The 20,447-nt window shown below is 73.7% G+C and carries 16 protein-coding genes; 5 read left to right on the forward strand and 11 right to left on the reverse strand.

All coding sequences use genetic code 11. The features are described 5' to 3' along the window. Positions 1–3 precede the first annotated feature (3 nt). On the reverse strand, positions 4–1,482 hold the full coding sequence (gene glpK, locus ABD284_RS00120) for a glycerol kinase GlpK (protein ID WP_344139375.1): 1,479 nt from the start codon (positions 1,480–1,482) through the stop codon (positions 4–6). Between the two features lie 275 nt (positions 1,483–1,757). On the opposite strand from glpK, the gene ABD284_RS00125 reads away from it, so the two are divergent. Further along, the gene (locus ABD284_RS00125) at positions 1,758–2,783 is read left to right on the forward strand and encodes a 6-phosphofructokinase (RefSeq protein ID WP_344139378.1); all 1,026 of its coding nucleotides are present in this window, start codon (positions 1,758–1,760) and stop codon (positions 2,781–2,783) included. Between the two features lie 242 nt (positions 2,784–3,025). After that, complete coding sequence (gene thiI / locus ABD284_RS00130) at positions 3,026–4,300, forward strand: tRNA uracil 4-sulfurtransferase ThiI (protein WP_344139381.1); 1,275 nt, start codon at positions 3,026–3,028, stop codon at positions 4,298–4,300. A 102-nt stretch (positions 4,301–4,402) separates the two neighbouring features. Here thiI and aroF read toward each other — a convergent pair whose 3' ends face one another. After that, complete coding sequence (gene aroF / locus ABD284_RS00135; RefSeq protein ID WP_344139385.1) at positions 4,403–5,449, reverse strand: 3-deoxy-7-phosphoheptulonate synthase; 1,047 nt, start codon at positions 5,447–5,449, stop codon at positions 4,403–4,405. A gap of 329 nt (positions 5,450–5,778) precedes the next feature. Between aroF and ABD284_RS00140 the strand changes: the two genes are divergently transcribed. Beyond that, positions 5,779–6,381, forward strand: a complete 603-nt coding sequence (locus tag ABD284_RS00140) for a molybdopterin-dependent oxidoreductase (RefSeq protein WP_344139389.1) — start codon at positions 5,779–5,781, stop codon at positions 6,379–6,381. Between the two features lie 247 nt (positions 6,382–6,628). Here the strand turns inward: ABD284_RS00140 and macS are convergent, their stop codons facing one another. From macS to ABD284_RS00155, 3 genes are all read right to left on the reverse strand, one after another. Next, a complete protein-coding gene (gene macS, locus ABD284_RS00145; RefSeq protein ID WP_344139393.1) occupies positions 6,629–7,966 on the reverse strand; it encodes a MacS family sensor histidine kinase in 1,338 nt (445 codons plus the stop codon). 91 nt (positions 7,967–8,057) lie between these two features. Then, entirely contained in the window at positions 8,058–8,882 is an 825-nt protein-coding gene (locus ABD284_RS00150) for a hypothetical protein (protein WP_344139396.1), read from the reverse strand. Next, positions 8,879–9,646 carry an alpha/beta hydrolase gene (locus ABD284_RS00155; RefSeq protein ID WP_344139399.1) on the reverse strand — a complete coding sequence of 256 codons (768 nt, stop codon included), beginning with the start codon at positions 9,644–9,646 and terminating at the stop codon, positions 8,879–8,881. Before ABD284_RS00155 ends, ABD284_RS00150 begins: the two co-directional genes overlap by 4 nt. A 304-nt stretch (positions 9,647–9,950) precedes the next feature. On the opposite strand from ABD284_RS00155, the gene ABD284_RS00160 reads away from it, so the two are divergent. Then, positions 9,951–10,841, forward strand: coding sequence for a lysophospholipid acyltransferase family protein (locus ABD284_RS00160; RefSeq protein WP_344139402.1), 891 nt, complete (start codon positions 9,951–9,953; stop codon positions 10,839–10,841). A 354-nt stretch (positions 10,842–11,195) separates the two neighbouring features. On the opposite strand, the gene ABD284_RS00165 is transcribed toward ABD284_RS00160, so the two are convergent. The 3 genes from ABD284_RS00165 to ABD284_RS00175 all read right to left on the reverse strand — a co-directional run bounded on the left by ABD284_RS00165 (position 11,196) and on the right by ABD284_RS00175 (position 13,544). Then, the gene (locus ABD284_RS00165; protein ID WP_344139405.1) at positions 11,196–11,939 is read right to left on the reverse strand and encodes an endonuclease/exonuclease/phosphatase family protein; all 744 of its coding nucleotides are present in this window, start codon (positions 11,937–11,939) and stop codon (positions 11,196–11,198) included. A gap of 84 nt (positions 11,940–12,023) precedes the next feature. Continuing rightward, on the reverse strand, positions 12,024–12,974 hold the full coding sequence (locus tag ABD284_RS00170) for an ROK family glucokinase (protein ID WP_344139408.1): 951 nt from the start codon (positions 12,972–12,974) through the stop codon (positions 12,024–12,026). Positions 12,975–13,100: 126 nt separating this feature from the next. Then, entirely contained in the window at positions 13,101–13,544 is a 444-nt protein-coding gene (locus ABD284_RS00175; RefSeq protein ID WP_344139411.1) for a hypothetical protein, read from the reverse strand. A 284-nt stretch (positions 13,545–13,828) separates the two neighbouring features. Here ABD284_RS00175 and ABD284_RS00180 point away from each other — a divergent pair, with 284 nt between their 5' ends. After that, positions 13,829–15,625, forward strand: coding sequence for an AMP-dependent synthetase/ligase (locus ABD284_RS00180; protein WP_344140743.1), 1,797 nt, complete (start codon positions 13,829–13,831; stop codon positions 15,623–15,625). A gap of 106 nt (positions 15,626–15,731) precedes the next feature. Here the strand turns inward: ABD284_RS00180 and ABD284_RS00185 are convergent, their stop codons facing one another. The 3 genes from ABD284_RS00185 to ABD284_RS00195 all read right to left on the reverse strand — a co-directional run bounded on the left by ABD284_RS00185 (position 15,732) and on the right by ABD284_RS00195 (position 20,060). Next, entirely contained in the window at positions 15,732–16,883 is a 1,152-nt protein-coding gene (locus tag ABD284_RS00185) for a glycosyltransferase family 4 protein (RefSeq protein WP_344139414.1), read from the reverse strand. 647 nt (positions 16,884–17,530) lie between these two features. After that, complete coding sequence (locus ABD284_RS00190; protein ID WP_344139417.1) at positions 17,531–18,538, reverse strand: C40 family peptidase; 1,008 nt, start codon at positions 18,536–18,538, stop codon at positions 17,531–17,533. Between the two features lie 526 nt (positions 18,539–19,064). Beyond that, a complete protein-coding gene (locus tag ABD284_RS00195; RefSeq protein WP_344139420.1) occupies positions 19,065–20,060 on the reverse strand; it encodes a C40 family peptidase in 996 nt (331 codons plus the stop codon). Between the last annotated feature and the right edge of the window lie 387 nt (positions 20,061–20,447).

The following is a 20,447-nucleotide window of genomic DNA, read 5'->3' on the forward strand; positions in this document are numbered from 1 at the left end:
GCTTCAGCGGAGCTCGGCCCAGCCTTTGGAGCGCTCGACGGCGGTGCGCCAGCGCCGGTGGGCGGCGTCGTCGCGGTCGCCGGGCTCGAAGCGGCGGTCCAGGTGCCAGGTGCGCGCGAGCTCGTCGGTGGAGGACCACACGCCGGTGGCCAGTCCAGCGAGGAACGCGGCGCCCAGCGCAGTGGTCTCCTGCACCTCGGGCCGGGCCACGCTGACCTGGAGCTGGTCGGCCTGGATGCGGCAGAGCAGGTCGTTGGTGGAGGCGCCGCCGTCCACCCGCAGCTCCGGCAGCCGGGTGCCGGAGGCGGCGGCCATGGACTCGACCACGTCGCGGACCTCGAAGGCGATCGCCTCCAGGGTGGCGCGGGCGATGTGGGCGCGCTGGGTGCCGCGGGTGATGCCGAAGATGGCGCCGCGGGCGTGGGGGTCCCAGTCGGGCGCCCCCAGGCCGGTCAGCGCCGGGACGAACACCACGCCGCCGGAGTCGGGCACGCTGGCGGCCAGCCCTTCGGACTGCGGCGCGCTGTCGATGAGGCCCAACCCGTCGCGCAGCCACTGCACGGCCGCGCCGGTGACGAAGATCGAGCCTTCCAGGGCGTAGTCGAGCCGACCGTCGGGGTGCTGCCACAGCACGGTGCTGAGCAGGCCGTGGTCGGGCGCCACCGGCTGCTGGCCGGTGTTGACCAGCACGAAGGACCCGGTGCCGTAGGTGCACTTGGAGGTGCCCGGGGTGTAGCAGTTCTGGCCGAACATGGCGGCCTGCTGGTCGCCGGCGATCCCGGCGATGGGAATCCGCAGGCCGAGGAACTCCTGGGGGTCGGTCTCGCCGACGACCCCGTAGGAGGGCACGACCTCGGGCAGCGCCGAGAGCGGCACGCCGAGCAGGTCGCACATCTCCTGCGACCACTCGCCGCGGTGGATGTCGTAGAGCAGGGTGCGGGAGGCGTTGGAGGCGTCGGTGACGTGCCGGGCCCCGGCGGTCATCCGGCTGATGACGTAGGAGTCGACGGTGCCCACGACGGTCTCGCCGGACTCCACGCCGCTCCAGGCCCGCTGGTCGTTGCGGCTGATCCAGGTGAGCTTGGTGCCGGTGAAGTAGGGGTCCAGCCGCAGGCCGGTGACGTCGGTCACGCGGCCCTCGTGCCCGGCCTCGCGCAGCTCGGCGCAGATGCCCGCGGTGCGGCGGTCCTGCCAGACGACGGCTCTGCGCGGCGAGCTGCCGCGTTTGCGGTGCCACAGCACCGCCGTCTCGCGCTGGTTGGTGATGCCCACGCAGGTGGGCACGCTGTCGGTGGCGTCCAGGGCCGTCTGGCACGCGGCCAGGGTCGCCTGCCAGATCTCCTCGGGAACGTGCTCGACCCAGCCGGTCTCGGGGTAATGCTGGGCGAACTCCTGGTAGCCGCGGGCGAGAACACCGCCGTTGTCGTCGACGACGAGTGCGGTCACGCCGGTGGTGCCGGCATCGAGCGCGAGGACGGACATGGGTTGGCCTCCAGCACGTTGGGCGACTATGGTCTAGACCATGCGGACGGTGCGGGACTGAAGGCGCCGCCCCGGCTCCGATCCGCCATCCGGGGGACTTACCCCCCGGCAGGCGGCTTCCAACGCTCGGCGCGCGCCTTCCGTGGCACCGGTCACATTGTGGCCCCTGGCGTGACGGCGGACGACCGCTGTCGCCCTGCGGTCCGCACCGCCCGAACGGCGCCCGCGCCGGCAGGGGCGGTCAGGTTGTCCACAGGAATTCGAGGAGTGCACGCATGCGAGTCGGGGTGCTGACCGGTGGCGGCGACTGCCCGGGGCTGAACGCGGTCATCCGCGCAGTGGTCCGCAAGGGCATCAAGGACTACGGCTACGAGTTCGTCGGGTTCCGGGACGGCTGGCGCGGGCCGCTTGAGGGCGCGACCATGGCCCTGGACCGGGCGGCCGTCAGCGGGATCCTGCCGCGCGGCGGCACGATCCTGGGTTCCTCGCGCACCAACCTCATGAAGATCGAGGGCGGCGTCGAGCGGGTCAAGGAGAACATGGCCGAGCTGGGCATCGACGCCCTGGTGGCCATCGGCGGCGAGGACACCCTGGGGGTGGCCACGCAGCTGACCGACCGCGGCGTCAACGTCGTGGGCGTGCCCAAGACCATCGACAACGACCTCAACGCCACCGACTACACCTTCGGCTTCGACACGGCCGTCAACATCGCCACCGAGGCGGTCGACCGGCTGCACACCACCGCCGAGTCCCACCACCGCGCTCTGGTCGTGGAGGTCATGGGCCGCCACGCCGGCTGGATCGCGCTGCACTCGGGCATGGCCGCCGGCGCCAACGTCATCCTCATCCCCGAGCGCCCCTTCGACATCGACGAGGTCGTGGCGCACGTCGAGAGCCGGTTCGAGACCAACTACGCGCCCATCCTCGTCGTCGCCGAGGGCGCCCACCCCAAGGACGGCCAGATGGAGCTCTCCGCCGGCGAGAAGGACGCCTTCGGCCACGTCCGCCTCGGCGGCATCGGCCAGCGCCTCTCCGAGGAGATCGAGTCGCGCACCGGCAAGGAGGCCCGCTCGGTGGTCCTGGGCCACGTGCAGCGCGGCGGCACCCCCTCGGCCTTCGACCGCGTGCTGGCCACCCGGCTGGGCGTGAACGCCATCGAGGCCGTCCACGACCAGGACTACGGCAAGATGGTCGGGCTGCAGGGCACCGACATCGTGCGGGTCGACCTGTCGGCGGCCACCGACAAGCTCAAGACCGTGCCGGCCGAGCGCTTCGAAGAGGCCGAGGTCTTCTTCGGCTGACCGGCGCACCGCGGCGGCGCACCGACCGCCCACCGCTCCGCGGCGCGCCCCGCCCCGCCGGCTTGCGCCGGGTACCGCGGCCGGGGCGCGCCGTCGGCGTTTCGGACACCCCGGGCGCCGCTGCGGCCGCGTGCGCGGGAATCCTCCGTCGCGTCCGGTCGTTGCGATGTCCGATACTGGAAGCGGCGGGGGAACGGCCTCCGCCCTCCCCTCACCCGTCGAGACATCTGGGAGCCGCTGTCATGGCCGTCATGTCCGAGCCCGAGGCCGTCGAAGGACGCGAGGCCCAGGCCGCCGTCCCGGAGCGGTCGGCGTCCGGACCGCACGAGCTGTGCGTGCTGATGAAGCTCGGCGAGATCGTGCTCAAGGGCAGCAACCGCAGCCTGTTCGAGCGCCGCCTGCACAACAACATCCGCGCGTCCGCGCGCGGCCTGAGCCCGATCCGGCTGACCCGGCGCGGCTCGGGGGTCGTCATCGTCCGCATGCCCGGCGCCTCCGACATCGAGGTCGCCGAACTGGGCGAGCGGATGCGCAACGTGATGGGCGTGGTGTGGGTGCACCTGGTGCGCCGGGTGCCCAAGGACCTCGACGCGGTCACCGCCACCGCGGTGCAGGCCCTGGCCGACCGCAGCGGCGCCTTCGCCGTGCGGGCCCGCCGCCGCGACAAGCGGTTCCCGCTGACCTCCTCGCAGCTCGCCGCGCACGTGGGCGCGGCCGTGCAGCAGGCCCACGGCCTGCCGGTCGACCTCAAGCACCCGCGGAACACGGTCTCCATCGAGGTCGACAAGGACGAGGTGTTCGTCTTCACCGACGGCATCCCCGGCCAGGGCGGTCTTCCGGTGGGCATGAGCGGGCGCGCGCTGGTCCTGATGTCGGGCGGGATCGACTCCCCGGTCGCCGCGCACCGGATGATGCGCCGCGGCCTGAAGGTCGACTTCCTGCACTTCTCGGGCATGCCCTTCACCGGGCCGGAGTCGGTCTACAAGGCCTACAGCCTGGTGCGCCAGCTGGACCGGTACCAGGTGGGCTCGCGGCTGTTCGTCGTGCCCTTCGGCAAGGCGCAGCAGCAGCTGAAGTCCTCCGGCGCCGAGCGGCTGCAGATCATCGCCCAGCGGCGGCTGATGCTCAAGACCGCCGAGGCGCTGGCCGACGACCTCAACGCCGAGGCGCTTGTCACCGGCGACGCGCTGGGCCAGGTCTCCAGCCAGACCATGACCAATCTGACGGCGCTGGACGACTCCGTGGACCTGCCGATACTGCGGCCGCTGATCGGCATGGACAAGACCGAGATCATGGACCAGGCGCGGCGGATCGGCACGCTGTCGATCTCGGAGCTGCCCGACGAGGACTGCTGCACGCTGCTCACGCCGCGCCAGGTCGAGACCGCCGCCAAGATCCCCGACCTGCGCCAGATCGAGAAGCGCCTGGACGCCGAGGAGCTGGCCGAGCACCTGCTCACGGTCAAGCAGCTGCACCGCCCCAGCTTCCTGGGCGACGCGGCGCCCGCCGAGGTCTGAAGGGCCGCGCTGTCGGCCGCCCGACCCGCCGCCTGGCGGCGCCGGTCCGGCGGTCTCCGCGGAGACCGCCGGACGGGACAACCCCGGTGCGTCCGGCCTCCGCTACACGCCGGCCGCGGTCGGCGCCGGCGCGGCGGTGAGGGTGCGGCCCACCAGCGGTGCGAGGGTGGCCGCGATCCCGGCCAGCTCGCCGATGTCGTCGCCGAACAGGGCCTGGGGGCCGTCGCACAGCGCGGTCTCGGGCGCGGGGTGCACGTCGACGATGACCCCGTCGGCGCCGGCCGCGATCGCCGCGCGCGACAGCGGCAGGACCAGCTCGCGCTTGCCGCCCGAGTGGGACGGGTCCACGATCACCGGCAGGTGCGACAGGCTCTGGGCCACCGGCACCGCGCTGATGTCGAGGGTGTTGCGGGTGGCCTTCTCGAAGGTGCGGATGCCCCGCTCGCACAGCACGATGTCGAGGTTGCCGCGCTGGGCGATGTACTCGGCGGCCATCAGCCACTCCTCGATGGTGGCGTTCATGCCGCGCTTGAGCAGCACCGGGCGGCCGGCCTCGCCCGCCGCCTGCAGCAGCGCGAAGTTCTGCATGTTGCGGGTGCCGATCTGCAGCATGTCGGCGTAGCCGGCGACCAGGTCCACGTCGCCGGCGTCGACCACCTCGGTGACGATCGGCAGCCCGGTCTCGGCGCGCACGTCGGCGAGGATCTTCAGGCCGGTCTCGCCCAGCCCCTGGAAGGCGTAAGGGGAGGTGCGGGGCTTGTAGGCGCCGCCGCGCAGCAGCGAGGCCCCGGCCGCGCGGGCCATGCGCGCGGCCTCCAGCGTCTGGTCGGGGGTCTCGACGGCGCACGGGCCGGCGATGACGGTCATGTTGTCGCCGCCGACGGGGACGCCGGCGACCCGCACCGTGGAGCGGCCCGGATGGTGCTCGCTGCTGACGAGCTTGTAGGGGACGCTGATGCGCAGGACGTCGCTCACGCCGGGCATGGCGCGCAGGTCCAGGGTCTCGAACTGCCGTACGTCGCCGACCAGGCCGATGATGGTGCGGCTGACTCCGCGGGTCACGTAGGCCTCGCCCCCCGCGTTTGCGACGAGGTCGACGAGGTTGTCGATATGTTCGCGTGTGGCCCCAGGCCCCATGACGATGACCATGTGCGTTGTCCCTTCGGCACTTCGGTGTCCGTTCCCGGACGCGGTGGAGTTGTCGGCCGGACGGGGCGGGAGCGGCGGGGCGGAAGGGGCCGGGCAGCAGAGGAGCCCCGGGCCGCTTCCGGCCCGGGGCTCCTCTGGTCGTCCGTCTCAGCGCAGCGCTTGGCGGGCGACCGTCCTAGCCGTGGGCCGGTAGCCATAAAAGCGCCAAAAGCTCTGCTGCATGGAAGCGACTATAGCGCATACCCCGGCCCGCTCCGAACGGGCGGAGGGGCCGAGCGCGCCGCCGCCCGGCACTGGCAGGATGGCGAAGAACGCGCGAAGGAGAGCGATTGTCGGATCAGCCGCTGCCGCCGGGGCAGCACGTGCCACGCGGCCGACCCGCCCTGCACTACGGCCCGGTGCCGCGGTTCCGTGCGCACAGATGGGACCTGCGGGTCTACGGTTTCACCGAGTCGCTGGGCGAGTACCGGTGGACCTGGCCCGAGTTCGACGCGCTGCCGCGTGTGGCGGCCGTCGCCGACTTCCACTGCGTGACCAGGTTCACCCTGCCCGCCGTGCGCTGGAGCGGCGTCTCGACAGCGGCCCTGGTGGAGCTGGCTCCGCCCGCGCCCGCCGTCACGCACGTGATGGTGTGGGCCGAGTACGGCTACAGCGCCAACATGCGCCTGGACGACTTCCTCGCCCCCGGCGTGCTGCTGGCCACCCACCGCGGCGGCGAGCGCCTCGCGCCCGAGTACGGCCATCCGGTGCGCCTGGTCGTGCCGCACCTGTACGGGTGGAAGAGCGTGAAGTGGGTGCGCGCAGTGGAGTACCTCGCCGCCGACCGCCGCGGTTTCTGGGAGGAGCGCGGCTACCACAACCGCGCCGACCCCTGGAAGGAGCAGCGCTACTCCTATCAGGAGGAGCCCGGCGACGGACCGCCGCCGGCGTAGCCGCCCCGATCCCCGGCCGTGCTAAGCGGGTGCGGCCACCGGACCGAACCAGCGGTCCAGTGCGGCGCGCAGCCCGGCCCGGTCGCAGGCGCCCGGTGGGAACCGGCGGGGCGTTGCGGTGGCCACACGAAGGCCTCCTGAGCCTCGGTGCAGATGTTCGCAATCCACACCGGGACCAGCAGGCCCTTTTCTCATGCAACCGCTGCCGCGGCGCGTCGGCTGTCACCGACGTGCCGGGACAGCACACCTAGCGCGGCACGCGCAGCTCGATCTCGGTGCCCTGGCCGGGGGCCGCGGTGATCTCGGCGGTGCCGCCGAGGTCGGCGATGCGGCCGCGGATCGACTGGGCGAGACCCAGGCGGCCCTCGGCGGCGGCCTCGTCGAGGCGGTGCGGCTCGATTCCGGGGCCCTCGTCGCGGATTGTGACCGTGACCGTGCCGCCCTCGTCCTCCAGCAGGACCCAGGCGCGGGTCCCGGGCGGGCAGTGGCGTTCGACGTTGCTCAGCGCCTCGCGGACGGCGGCGTCGATCTCGCGGGCCGCCCGGGCCTCCACGGCGACCTCGGTCGCCGGCGCCGAGAGCGTCACCCGAGCGCCGGCGTGCGCGTCGAGCAGGCCCGCCAGGTCGGCGGTCGGCGGGGCGTCCCCCGGCGCGGCGGAGGGGGCCGCGCCGCCGTCCGCTCCCCCTGCGGGACCGTCCGCCGGGCCCGCGCCGTGCCTGCCGGCGATCAGCGCGCGGAGCCGCGCCTCCTGCTCGCCCGCGAGGCGGCCGAGCTCGGCCGCCTCGCCGCCCGCCTCCGCCCCGCGCCGCTGCACCATCGCGAGGACCTGGAGCACGGAGTCGTGGATGGAGCGGCCCAGCCGTTCGCGCTCGCGCGTGCGCGCCTCCAGCTCGACGGCTTCGGCGAAGCGGCGCTCGGCCGCCGCGGCGTAGGTCGCCAGGTAGCCCACCGAGTAGCCGGCCAGGAGCAGCAGCACGACGCCGCGCGGTACCGCGGCCGTGATGGTCAGGCCCATGGCTGTCCGCACCGCGATGTCGACGACGCCGTGCGCCAGCGCCGCGCCCAGCGCCACGCGCCGTCCGGCCAGCACGGCGGCGGCGAGGACGGCGCCGCCGAACCAGGTGGTCGTCAGCGGCGGGGCCATGCGCAGGTAGCCGGGTTCGACCGCCAGGGCCGTGGCCGCCAGGCAGCCGAAGGCGACGGTGAGGTCGGCGGCCAGCAGGAGGCGGGTGCGGCGGTGCGGTCGGGCGTAGAGGACGGCCGATGCGGCGGTCCACGCGGCCATGGCGCAGAGGACGCCCCACGCCGCCCACGGCCGTGCGAGCAGGTCGAGGTACTGCACCATCAGGAACACGGCGTAGCCCACCGACGCCGCGCGGAAGACCGCGATGGCGCGCCACAGGGGCGTGGAGAGCCCGGTCGGCCCGCTGGGCCGCCCGTCGCCGCGGCCGCTCGCCGCGGTGCCCGCTCCGGCGCCCGCGGTCCCGGGGGCGGCGGTCGGGGAGCCGGAAGGCGCGGAAGCGGTCCCGGAAGGGGGCGCGGCGCCGGCCGCCGCGCGGGTGAGGTCGGGGGATTCGGGGGTCATCAGCTCAGGGTCCTGCCGGCCGGGGGAACGGGAGGGCGCCGCGGCGCCGGGACGCGCACGGCGGCGGGCCGCGTGCGGCGGCGCGGCGGGGTCAGACCACGGCGCCGTCGTCGGGGCCGTTGTCGCCGGGCGGGCGGTCGCCCATGCGGACCACCAGCACGACGAATCCCGTGATGAAGGCGGCCACCGCCAGAAACGCCAGCCAGCCGGGCAGCGACATCCCCAGCAGCATCGAGCCAAGCAGCAGCAGCGGGCCGCCGAAGAGTCCGGCCCAGGACAGCCGGCTGGTGAGGTCGCCCCGGGGAAGGGGCGGCGGCGGGGGCGGCACGAAGTGCTCGCGGTCGTCCGCGGGCTCGGCCGGGCGGACCACGCGGGCGGCCGGTGCGCCGCCGGCCTCCTCGTCGTCGGCGTCCTCGGCGGCGTCGTCGGGATCGGGGTCCGGGGAGGCGGGGCGCTCGCCGGCGGCGAGGTTCTCGGCGTCGGGCCAGGCGGCCTCGGACGCGGAAGGTGTGTCGTAGAAGCGCGCGACGAGATCGGCCCACACGTCGTCATCGGCGGCCGCCGCCGCGGCCCCCGTCCCCGCACCGGGCTCGGCCTCCACCCGCGTCTGCCGGCGGGGGCCCTCTACGGTCTCGGCGCCGCCCGGTTCGAGGCCCCGGTACTCCAGGTCCGGAAGCTGGTCGCGCAGGATCTCCTCGGCGGTGGCCCGCTCGTGGGAGTCGACGTAGAGGTGGTCGGTCGGCGGTTCCTCCACCGCACCGGAGTCGTCGAGCAGCCCGTCGTCCAGCTGCACCGCGTAGGCCGCGATGCCGGACTCGCGCAGCGCGTCGAGCATCTGGTCGGCCAGGGCGGTGGGGAGCACGATGAGCGGGACGTAGGTGTCGGCGAGCAGACCGTTGCCCCGGCGATGAGTCATCGCTTCGTCCCTTCCCCGCTTCTGCTGTGCTCGCGCACGAACGCGAGGCTGCCGTCGAAGATGGTTGAGGCGTCGTGGTCGAGTGTGGCCACGTGGTAGCTGTTGTCCAGGGAGTGGACGCGCAGCGGCGCGTTCACCGCCCTACTTGTGAGGATACGCAGACTCTGCGGCCCCACGACATGATCCTGGGGACTCCGGTAGGCGAGAACCGGCGCGGTGACGGCCGGCAGGTCGCGCTTCGTGGCGCGCCACAGCCTCGGGAGTGTCGCCGCCGCGGCGGTGGGGACCCTCTCGTAGGACCCCTCGCCGGCGCCGGGCTTCTTGACGTCCTCACCCACCGCGGCGGTGGTGGGCACCAGGGGGGCCAGCAGCCGGGCCACCAGCAGCAGGCGGTTCTCCAGCGCCAGCGACGGGTTCACCACGACCACGCCGCGCACCTTGTCGGGGTGCAGTTCGGCCATGCGCAGCGCCAGGCAGCCGCCCATCGACAAACCCATGACGAAGACGGTGTGGCAGATCCCGTGCATCCGCAGCAGCGCGGACTCCACGGCCTCCACCCACTGCGTGCTCGTGGTCTTGGCCATCTCCTGCCAGCTGGTGCCGTGGCCGGGCAGCAGCGGGACGTCGACGGCCAGCCCGGCCTCGGCCAGGTGCTCGGCCCAGGGGCGCAGGGCGCGGGGCGTCCCGGTGAAGCCGTGGCACAGCAGCACGCCGACGCCGTCGCCGGATCGGCGGTAGGGCTCGGCACCCGGCATCGTCGGCATGGAGGGCCCTCCTGAGGATCCGGCGGGGTGCGGCGGACGGCCGCGGGTTCACTGACCGACTTTACGAAACTAGTACGCGCTCCGCCTCCCGGATACCCGGTCCCGGGGTCGGCGGAAACGGCCGCAGCACCGGCCCGCGGGCGGGTCCGCGGCACCCGCGGCGCGACTACCTGCGGGTAACTTGTTCCGCCATTGGTAGTACGCCCGCGACAATGGGAAGATGACGGCGAATGTTCGTGTGAGCGGGAAGGCTGACGTGGCGAGTTCGTCGAAGCACGCCCCGCGTGAGCGGGGGTGAGTGCCGGTGTTCTATTGGGTTGTCAAGGCGATTCTGGGACCTGTGATCGCGGTGCTGTGGCAGCCGCGCGCCGAAGGCGTCGAGAACGTGCCCCGACAGGGACCGGCGATCATGGTCGGCAACCATCTGTCCTTCTCCGACCACTTCTTCGGGCCGCTGCCCCTGCCCCGCAAGATCACGTTTCTGGCCAAGGCCGAGTACTTCACCGGGACCGGGCCCAAGGGGCTGCTCAGCCGCCTGTTCTTCACCGGGGTCGGGCAGATCCCCATCGACCGGTCCGGCGGCAAGGCCAGTGAGGCGGCGCTGCGCACCGGACTGAAGGTGCTCAAGCAGGGCAAGCTGCTGGGCATCTACCCCGAGGGCACGCGCTCGCCCGACGGCAAGCTCTACCGCGGCCGCACCGGGGTGGCGCGCATGGCGCTGGAGTCCAAGGCGCCGGTCGTCCCGATGGCCATGATCAACGCCGACAAGATCATGCCGCCCGGGCGCACCCTGCCCAAGCTCGGCATCCGGCCCAAGGTCGTCTTCGGCAAGGCCCTGGACTTCTCCCGCTACTACGGGATGGAGCGCGACCCGAGGGTCCTGCGCGCCGTCACCGACGAGATCATGTACTCCCTGATGGAGCTGTCCGGCCAGGAGTACGTCGACCGCTACGCCCAGTCGGTCAAGTCCGAGCTTGAGGCGGCGGCCAAGGAGGAGAAGAAGGAGCAGCACGCCGGCGAGAAGGAGCGCAGGCGCGCCGAGAAGGCCGAGCGCAAGTCCACGCGCAAGAAGGGGAGGAAGCGCGGCACGCGCTCGTCGGCCGAGGCCGACACCGGCCCCGAGGGCGTGCCCGCCCCCGAGTCCGACGGAACCGGCACCGAGCGGCCCGACGACAACCCGGGCACCGCGGCGTAACCGCGCACCCCCGCGCCTCCGGCTCTCCCCGTACGCCGCACCCGCGGCGGCCCGCCCGCTCCCGCTCGGACCGCGCCGCCCGGGCTACGCACTGACCGAGTTCCCCGCACGACGTCCCTATGTGTAAGGGCAGAACGTCCGCGTGGTCGGCTGGTGAAGGTCGGCCCCGCGGGGTCCGTCGAATGGGAGTCGGCGCCGACCGCTCGGCCTCCGCCGACTCGCCCGGCGAGGACTGCGCGCAGGCCTTCACCGCCCGGTGGCGCTGAGCCGCGGCGCGGCGCACCGCCGGCCGACCGGCTGAGCACGCGGCGCCGCCCGGCGGGCGGCCCTCCCCCGGCGCGGGCCGCCCGCCGGTCAGCCTCCGACCGGGCGCCGCCCCTCCTCTGCCTCGCCTGCCTCGCCAAGCACGATGTCGGCGAGCACCGGGAGATGGTCGCTCGCGGCGGCCATGTCGGCCGGGTCGACCAGGTCCACGGGCACACCGGCCCGGCGCACCAGGACGTCGCCCGAGGCGAAGACGCCGTCGACGCGGCGGCGCGGCGCGTGCGCGGGAAAGGTCGCCGAACCGCCCCACGGGTGCTCGGCCGCGGCGTCGCGCAGCCCGGCGGTCAGCAGCCGCCAGGCCGCGTCCCCGGGGGAGCAGGCGGCGTCGGCGGCGAGCACGAACGGCCCCGGGTTCTCGGCGGCGAAGGCGGCCAGGCGGTCCACCGCCTCCCCGGCGTGGTGCAGGCGGGCCCCGGGGTGCGGGTCGAAGTGGGCGCAGGCGACCAGCAGCGGCAGCCCCTCCACCTGCAGCGCGGCCATGGACAGGCTCCGCACGCGCAGGCCCGGATAGCGGCGCAGCACGTGGTGCCCGATGCGGTGCACCTCGATCCCCGGGCGGTACAGCACGGCCAGCCCGCCGGTGCGGCGGCTGATCGCCGGGACCATGCCGATGGAGCGGTCCAGCCTGCGCCTGCGGGACTGCCAGCGCAGCAGGTACGGCGCCTCCTGAAGGCACACGACGTCGGGCGCGCAGGCGTCGACCACCCGCGCCACGGCGTCCGGGCCGCCTCGCAGGCCGTGCACGTTGTAGCTGAGCATCCGGAATTCCGTCACACCCGCACGACTACCCGCGCCGCCCCGCGGCATGGGTGGACGGCGCCGCCCATGCCGCCGCCCGAGGACGGGACGGGCGCGGCATCAGCGCAGCGCGAGGTCGGCGGCGCCGACGATGCCCGCCCGGGAGCCCAGCTCGGCGATGCGGATCTCGGCCAGGCGGCGGGTGGAGCGCCCCGTGACGTGCCGGGCGAAGGAGTCGCGGACCGGCCCGAGCAGGACGTCGCCGGCGTCGGAGACTCCCCCGCCGATCACGAACAGCTCCGGGTCCAGGATCGCGGCGAGGTCGGCGAGCCCCAGGCCCACCCACTCCCCCACCGCGCGGAAGCAGGACAGCGCGCCCTCGTCGCCCTCCATCGCGGCGGCGGTGATCTCGCGGCCCTGGATGTCCTCGGCCTCGCCCCCGGCCAGCTGTGCCATCCGCTCGGCCCGCTTGGGCTCGGCGCGGGCGAGGTCGAGGGCCTCGCCGACCAGGGCGCGGCCGCTGGCGTACTGCTCCCAGCAGCCGTGGTTGCCGCATCCGCACCGGCGCCCGAACGGCACGACCCGGTAGTGGCCGACCTCGCCGGCCACGCCGTAGCGCCCGCGCTGCAGCTCGCCGTCCATGACGACGGCGCCGCCCACTCCGGTGCCCAGAGTGACGCAGACGACGTGCCCGCTGCCGCGGCCGGCGCCGAAGCGGACCTCGGCCCACGCGGCGGCGTTGGCGTCGTTCTCGACCACGACCGGCAGGTCCACGCGCCGCCGCAGCCGCTCCTTGAACGGCTCCTCGGCCAGTCCCAGGTTCGCGCCGAGCACGATGGTCGCCCGGTCGGCGTCGACGAACCCGGCGGTGCCCACGCCGACGGCGGCGACGGCGCCGTCGGCGTGGCCGTCGCGCAGCTCGCGCACCACCCCGCCCACGACGTCGGCCAGGGCCTCGCCGTCGCCAAAGGGGGTGGGGTGCGTGACGACGTCGCGGACCCGGCCCTCGGAGTCGGCGATCCCGGCGGCCACCTTGGTGCCGCCGATGTCCACGCCGATCGTCATCCGCATGCGCGGCTCCTCCTGCTCGTCTCCCGCGGTGCGCGCGGCGCCGGGCGCACCGCGGCTCAGGGGCGCAGGGGGTGGAGCGCGGGCGGCACGGCGATTGGTCTAAACCGGTTCCCGCGGGATTCTAGTTCAGTCCCCGCGGGGGATCTCACGCGGCGCCTCGACCTCGGAGCGCATCTGGGACCCCCGGTCGCTCGGGCGCGGCCGTTCGGGGTCGGGGGTGCGGCGCTCCAGGGCGCGCTCGACCACGCCCAGGGTTTCGCCGACGGCGCCGACCACGGCGATGCCGGCCCGCCCGAGGTGTCCGACGACCTCCGGGCCCTTCTTGCGCGCGATGCCCAGCAGCTCGTCCACCGGTGAGACCGCGGGCCGGGGCTGCTCGTACTTGACGGCCTCCTCCCACACGTCCCCCTTGCGCGGCGGTGCGGTCGCCGCGGCGGCGCCGCGGCGCACCCCGGCCACGAGCAGCCGCCTCTGCAGCGTGTCGACCATGCGCAGCGCGTCGTCGATGATGTCCTGCGACCCGTTGCCGTCCTTGTCGGTGCGGTCGGTGCCGCGATCAGGCTCGGCCATGGTGACTTCGACCCCGCTTCCCTGTCGGCCCTGTTCCTCGGCTCTGCCCGTCACGTTAGCCGCCCGGGGCGCGGTCCGGGCGAGGCGCCCGGGGGAAATCCGGGGACCCCCCGGAGGATTCCGGGGTAGGCCCGGGGAAACGGCCGGTACGCGGCCGGTACGGGGCTCAAGGTCACTTTCGGATACCAACGCCGTCCAGCCGAGAACGTGTTCTACCCGCGGGTAGGGAAAGTTGTTACGGTCGTGCTGTCCCCTCGTGGAAGCAGATGTCCGGGAGCAATGACGTGCGCGAATTCAGCAGTCCGGTGAAGGTGGAGGTCGCGGCCGAGTCGCGGCTGCCCGACACGCTCTTTGCGCGGGCCCGGGAGGAGCCCGACGCCGTCGCGTTCCGCCGGCAGGAGGACGGCCAGTGGCGCGACGTCACCTGCGCGCAGTTCCGCGACGACGTCTCGGCCGTCGCCAAGGCCCTGATCGCGGCCGGGATCGAGCACGGCGACAGGGTCGGCCTGATGTCGCGCACCCGCTACGAATGGACCGTGATCGACTACGCGGTCTGGTCGGTGGGCGGCGTCACGGTCCCGATCTACGACTCCTCGTCCGAGGAGCAGATCTCCTGGATCCTCAGCGACTCCGGGAGCCGGGCGGTCTTCGCCGAGAGCGACGAGCACGCCGCACGTGTCGAGGCCGTCCGCGGCGACCTGCCCGAGTTGGAGCACGTCTGGCGCATCGAGGGTCCGGCGTTCGGCGAGTTCCGGCAGAGCGGCGACGGCGTCGGCGACTCCGCCGTCGAGGAGCGGCGCACGGCGGGCACCGCCGACGAGGCCGCAACCCTGATCTACACCTCGGGCACCACCGGCCGCCCCAAGGGCTGCGAGCTGACCCACCGCAACCTGCTCTTCACCATCCTCAACACGGTGCACGGACCGCTGCACGAGGTCTTCTCCATCGAGGGCCGCTCCACGCTGCTGTTCCTGCCGCTGGCGCACTCCTTCGCCCGCATCATCCAGGTCGGCTGCGTGGAGTCGCGCACCGTGATGGGCCACTTCCCCACCACGGGCCCCGAGGTCATCGACGCGCTCGGCTCGTTCCGCCCCACGTTCCTGCTCGCCATGCCCCGCGTGTTCGAGAAGGTCTACAACAAGGCCGAGCAGAAGGCCGTCTCCGAGGGCCGGGGCCGCATCTTCCGCGCCGCCGCCGACACCGCCGTCGCCTACAGCCGTGCGCTGGACTCCGGCCGCGTGCCGCTGGCGCTGCGCCTGCGCCACGCGCTGTTCGAGCGGCTGGTCTACGGCAAGATCCTCGCCGCCGTCGGCGGGCAGGCCCGGTACTCGGTCTCGGGCGGCTCCGCGCTGGGCGACCGGCTCGGCCACTTCTTCCGCGGTGTCGGGCTGACCATCATCGAGGGCTACGGCCTCACCGAGACCTCGGCCCCCACTTCCGTGAACAGCCCGTCGGCGAACAAGATCGGCACGGTGGGGCCCCCGCTGCCCGGGGTCAGCCACCGCATCGACGAGGACGGCGAGGTCCTGGTCAAGGGCGACCACGTGATGCGCGGGTACTGGCGGAACGAGCAGGCCACGCGCGAGGCCTTCGACTCCGAGGGCTGGTACCGCACCGGCGACCTCGGCGTGCTGGACGAGGACGGCTACCTGTCGATCACCGGCCGCAAGAAGGAGATCATCGTGACGGCCGGCGGCAAGAACGTCGCCCCCGCGGTGATCGAGGACCGGCTGCGCGGCCACGCGATCGTCAGCCAGTGCATGGTGGTCGGCGACAACCGCAACTTCATCTCCGCGCTGATCACCGTCGACCCCGAGGCCTTCGAGTTCTGGAAGAAGGAGAAGGGCAAGACCGGCGACATCCCCGACCTGGTCGAGGACCCCGATCTGGTGGCCGCTGTCCAGGAGGCGGTCGACGACGCCAACAAGGCGGTCTCGCGCGCCGAGTCGGTGCGCAAGTTCACCATCCTGCCGTCGGACTTCTCCGAGGAGGGCGGCCAGATGACGCCGTCGCTCAAGGTCAAGCGGCACGTCGTGGCCAAGCAGTTCAGCGAGGAGATCGACCGGCTCTACAGCGGCTGACCCGCGCGGGCCGGGCGATCGGCGGGGCGGGTGCGGGCCGGGCGGGCCCGCACCCGCCCCGACTCCTGCGCACCGGCGCCCGCGCGCGGCGGGGGCCCGGCGGCGCTCAGCCCTCCAGCAGGTCGGCCAACCGCTCCGCGACGCCGTCCCAGGTCCACTCGCGCTCCACCCACGCGCGGCCGCGCTCTCCCATGGCCGCGGCCCGCTGGGGGTCGCGCAGCAGCCCGATGAGCGCCCGCGCGGTGGGACCGGGGCGGGTCGGGTCGACCACGAGTCCGGTCTCGCCCTCGCTGACGGCGTCGGGCGCACCGCCGGAGCGCCCGGCGACCACCGGCAGGCCGGTCGCCGAGGCCTCCAGGTAGACCATGCCCAGCCCTTCGACGTCCAGCCCGCCGTTGCGGGTGCGGCAGGGCATCGCGAACACGTCGCCGGCGTCGTAGTGGGCGGGCAGCTCGCCGGCCGGAACGTCGCCGGCAAAGCGCACCGAGTCCGCGACCCCCTGCTCGCGCGCCAGAGCCTCCAGCCGCCCCCGGTAGGGGCCGCCGCCCACCAGCAGCAGGGCCGCGTCGGGCACGTCGGCCAGCACGCGGGGCCAGGCCCGCAGCAGCGTGTCCTGCCCCTTGCGGGCGACCAGGCGCGAGACGCACACCACCACCGGGCGCCCGCGCAGGCCGTGGCGCTCGCGCACGCCTTCGCCGCCCGCGCCGGGGCGGAACCGCGCGGTGTCGACGCCGGGCGCCAGCCGCCGCATGCGGTCGGCGGCCTCCGGCGTCAGCGCGCGCGCCAAGCGGGCGCGCGTGTACTCGCCGAGGTAGGTCAAAGTGTCGGTGTCCTCGCCGATACGGCGCAGCGCCTGCCGCGCACCCGGAAGTGCCGACCAGCCGGTCTCGTGGCCGTGTGTCAGGCCCACGATGCGGCGCACCCCGGCGCGGCGCAGACCGCCGGCCATCAGGCCCAGAGGGGCGGCCGCACCGAAGAGCACCGAGTCGCACTCCTCCAGCGCCGCGATCCGTGCGGCCCGCCGCCGCACCGCCGGGGTGGGCAGCAGTACCGGCGTCCGCTCCCGCACCACGGGAAAGGGCAGCCCCAGGTCGAAGTCGGAGGCCTCGTCCGGGGCCGCCGCGCCGCGCGGGCTCGGCGTCGAGCAGTACACGACCACGGAGTCCGGCGGACGGCGCAGCGCGAGCTCGTGCACGAAGGCCTGGATGCCCCCGGGACGCGGCGGGAAGTCGTTGGTGATGATCAGCGTACGCGGCACGGGCCCGAGTCTAGGCCGATCCGCACCGCGGGGGTACACGGCCGCGCGGGCCGGCCCAGCGTCCGGAAGCGCACGCCGGTGTCCTCCGCGGACCGCCCGGCAGCGCGCTACCGGTCGCCGCGCGCACGGCCGGCGTCGGTCCGGACGCGCGGTGAACAGCAGGTCGGCGACAGCCGCCGAGGCCGGAGGGGACGTCCGGGCACCCCGCTCCAGGGCGTCGGCGAGGTCCCGGCCGTCCCGCACCCCGTCGACGACGCGGATGACCGGGAACCGCCCCGGCGCCATCGCGTCACCGTGGCGGGTCAGCACCCCCTGCAGGTGAGCGCGGCCGCCGACCGGGGGCGCAGTCCGCGCCGGGCACGCTCCAGCGACCGCCCGCGCTCACCGGGTCCGCGCCGCGGCCTCAGCGTCGGCGCGCCCGCGGCCGACGGCCGGACGGACGCGGTTCGCGGTCGACGCCGCCGGGCGCGCCGGCGACGCGGACCGGCGCCCGGCAAGCGGCGCCGTGTCCCCGGATGGGCGGCGCTTCGGCCGCCGCGACTCGGCGGCGGTCACGGCGGTCACGCCGTCAGGTCCCTCAGGGAGAGCCGGGACCGCGGTCTCGGCGCCGAGCGCGGCCGCCCGCCGCCGAGACCCGCGTGCGGGCGCTACGGGCGGACCGCCGAGTGGAAGTTGCTCTGGTAGTAGCCGCTCAGCGAGACCTCGGCGACCGGCTTGGAGGGGTTGGAGGCGTGCACCATCATGTTGTTGCCGACGTACAGGCCCACGTGGCTGGGGCCGTCGTAGAAGAAGATCAGGTCGCCGGGCTGCATGCTGTCCCAGGACACCGGGGTTCCGGCGTTGACCTGGTCGTAGGTGGTGCGCGGCAGGCTGACGCCGGCCTCGGCCCAGGCGGCCTGCACCAGGCTGGAGCAGTCCCAGACGTCGGGGCCGGTGGCGCCCATGCTGTAGGAGTCGCCGATCTGGGCGTAGGCGAAGTCGATGGCCACCCCGGCGCTGCCCGAGGCGCTGCCGGTATAGGTGGCGCCGGAGTCGCCGCCGCCGACACCGGAGGTGGCGGCGTTCTGCTGCTCGGCCGTCAGGTCGCTGAGAAGGTCCTCCTGCTTCTCGATCTTCTTCTCGGCCTCGTCCTTGGCCTCTTCGGCCTCGTCCAGCTTGTCCTTGGCCTTGTCCTCGGTGTCGGCCGCCTCGGCCGTCAGGTCGTCCAGCTTGTCCTTCTGCTCGTTGTAGTCGACGAGCGTCTGCTGCTGGTTCTCCGAGAGGTAGCCCAGGTCGGCGGCCTGCTCCAGGGCGTCTGCGGGGCCCTGGGAGCCCAGCAGGTAAGCGGGCGACCCGAAGTCGGCGTTGGTGTAGGCCGCGTTGGCGAGCCCGCGGATGTCGTCCTGCATGCCGTCGATCTTGTCCTGAGTCTCCTGCTTGTCCTCGCGCAGGTCCTCAAGCTTCTCTTTGGCGGCGTCGTGGTCTTCCTTCGCCTGGTTGTACTTCTCGGCGAGCTCCGCGTGCTCCTCTTCGAGCTTCTCGATCTTGTTGCGGACCTCGTCGACGCTCGGCTCGGCGACCGCGGCGCTGGAGGACAGGATCAAAGCGCCTGCGGCGACGAAGCCGACGGTCGCGAGATGCCGGCGGAACGAGCCACGTTCATGGCGTTCATCCACGATGGTGGCACACCTTTCTGCCAGGGGGCCGCCTGACCGGAGGACTCCACGGAAGCGGGGCGGCCGCGGCGTTCGGCGGTCGCACCCGGGGCGCAGTCGGCGCCCGGTGATCCGGGAAGGATGCGTGCGGCGTGCGAGAGAACACGCCCGCAAGGGGGTTTCCGGTCTCCGCCGGCCCGGGGGTGGAACGGCACGGTCGGAGGTCGGCGGGAGCCGGCCGGCGCCACCCTTCTGATGGCACGTACAGGCGACCGGGCTCGGCGAGGAACACTAGTGCATCCCCAGCACCATACTCAACCGATTCGTTACTATTTCTACCTCTTTACGGCCCGTCCGCAATGGAACGTCCGGATCATCCCCACCCCATATCGGCATCGGCGCCGATTCACCTGGAGCCGTCGCCGCCCGGCCCGCCGCGCCCTGGAGCACGCGGCGACCGGATCAGAGCCGGAGTGCTGAGGGGCGCACCGCCCGCCCCGGTCCGCGACCGGAGCGGGCGCAGGCGACCCGGCGTCCGCCGTCCGCCCTAAGGGCGCACGCCGAACTGGAACTGGCCGTCCCAGTACCCCGAGAGCGAGACGACCTCGACGTTCTTGCCGGTGCGCGGCGCGTGGATCATCTGGCCGTTGCCGACGTAGAGGCCGTCGTGGCCGAGGCCGTCGAAGAAGAACAGGATGTCGCCGGGCTGCAGCTGGTCGTAGCTGACGCGCGGGCCGGCCTCGGCCTGGCCGTAGGTGGTACGCGGCAGGCTCACCCCGGCGGCACCCCACGAGCGCATCACCAGGCCGGAGCAGTCGTAGCTGTCGGGGCCGGTGGCGCCGTAGACGTAGGGCTTGCCCAGCTGGGCGTAGGCGAAGTCGAGGGCCGCACGCGCGTCGCCGGAGGCCGCGCCGGTGTAGCTGCCGCCCCCGGAGTCGTCGCCGCCGGTGGCGGGGTCGGCGGAGGGGAACTCGGAGAGCAGGTCCTGCTGCTTCTCGATCTTCTCCTCGACCTCGTCCTTCTTGTCCTCGATCTCCTCCTTCTCGTCCTTGGCGTCGGCCAGGGCCTCGTCGGCCTCGTCCTTCAACCGGAACAGGCGCTCGGAGGAGTCGGTGAAGTCGTCCAGCTTCTCCTTCTGGTTCTCCGAGAGGTAGCCGACGTCGGCCGACTGGGCCTGCAGTTCCTCGGGGTTCTCGACGTTGATGATGTTGGAGGGCGAGTCGAGGTCGGTGCCCCGGTAGGCGGCGCTGGCGAAGTCGGCGACGTCGTCGCGCAGCTCGTTGTAGCGCTCCTGCTCGTCGCCGACCCGCTCCTCGAGGTCGTCGGCCTTCTCCTTGGCGGCCTGGTAGTCCTCTTTGGCCTTGTTGTACTCCTGGACGATGCCGTCGGCTTCCTCCTGGAGTTCGCCGATCTTGTCCTCGACCTCCTGCTGGGTCGGCTCGGCATAGGCCACCCCGGAGGGCACGATCAGGCCTCCTACGGCCACGACCCCGAAACCGGTCGCGATCCGGCGGGCCGTGCGCCGACCACCTGTGCTCGTCATGGCGGTCCACGCTCCTTACGGGTCAGGTCCACATGCGGGATGGGGGGGATCGGGGCGGGGGCGACCGGAATCCGGGCAGGGTGCCGGGCGAGCGGGAACCGCGGACACACCGGGCCGGACCTCCGGTCGGTGCGGCGGCACGCCGCAAAGGCACCGCCGTCACCGGGGGCCTCCCGCAGAGCGCACGACGCGGCGACACCGGCGCCGCAGGCGCGACCCTCGCGTTCTTCGCGGGAAGCCGAACAAGCTCCGGATAGAACTTAGCGGACCGGACAGGGCACCTCAACCACAACGACCGACGCGTCACCCGGTGCACACGGGGTTTCGGACGCCGCATCGGTCGCGCCCGCCCTGGCCGGGAACCACGCCCGGGGGCCGGCCGGCGCG

Source organism: Streptomonospora arabica, assembly GCF_039531585.1.
GTDB classification, from domain to species: Bacteria; Actinomycetota; Actinomycetes; order Streptosporangiales; family Streptosporangiaceae; genus Streptomonospora; species Streptomonospora halophila.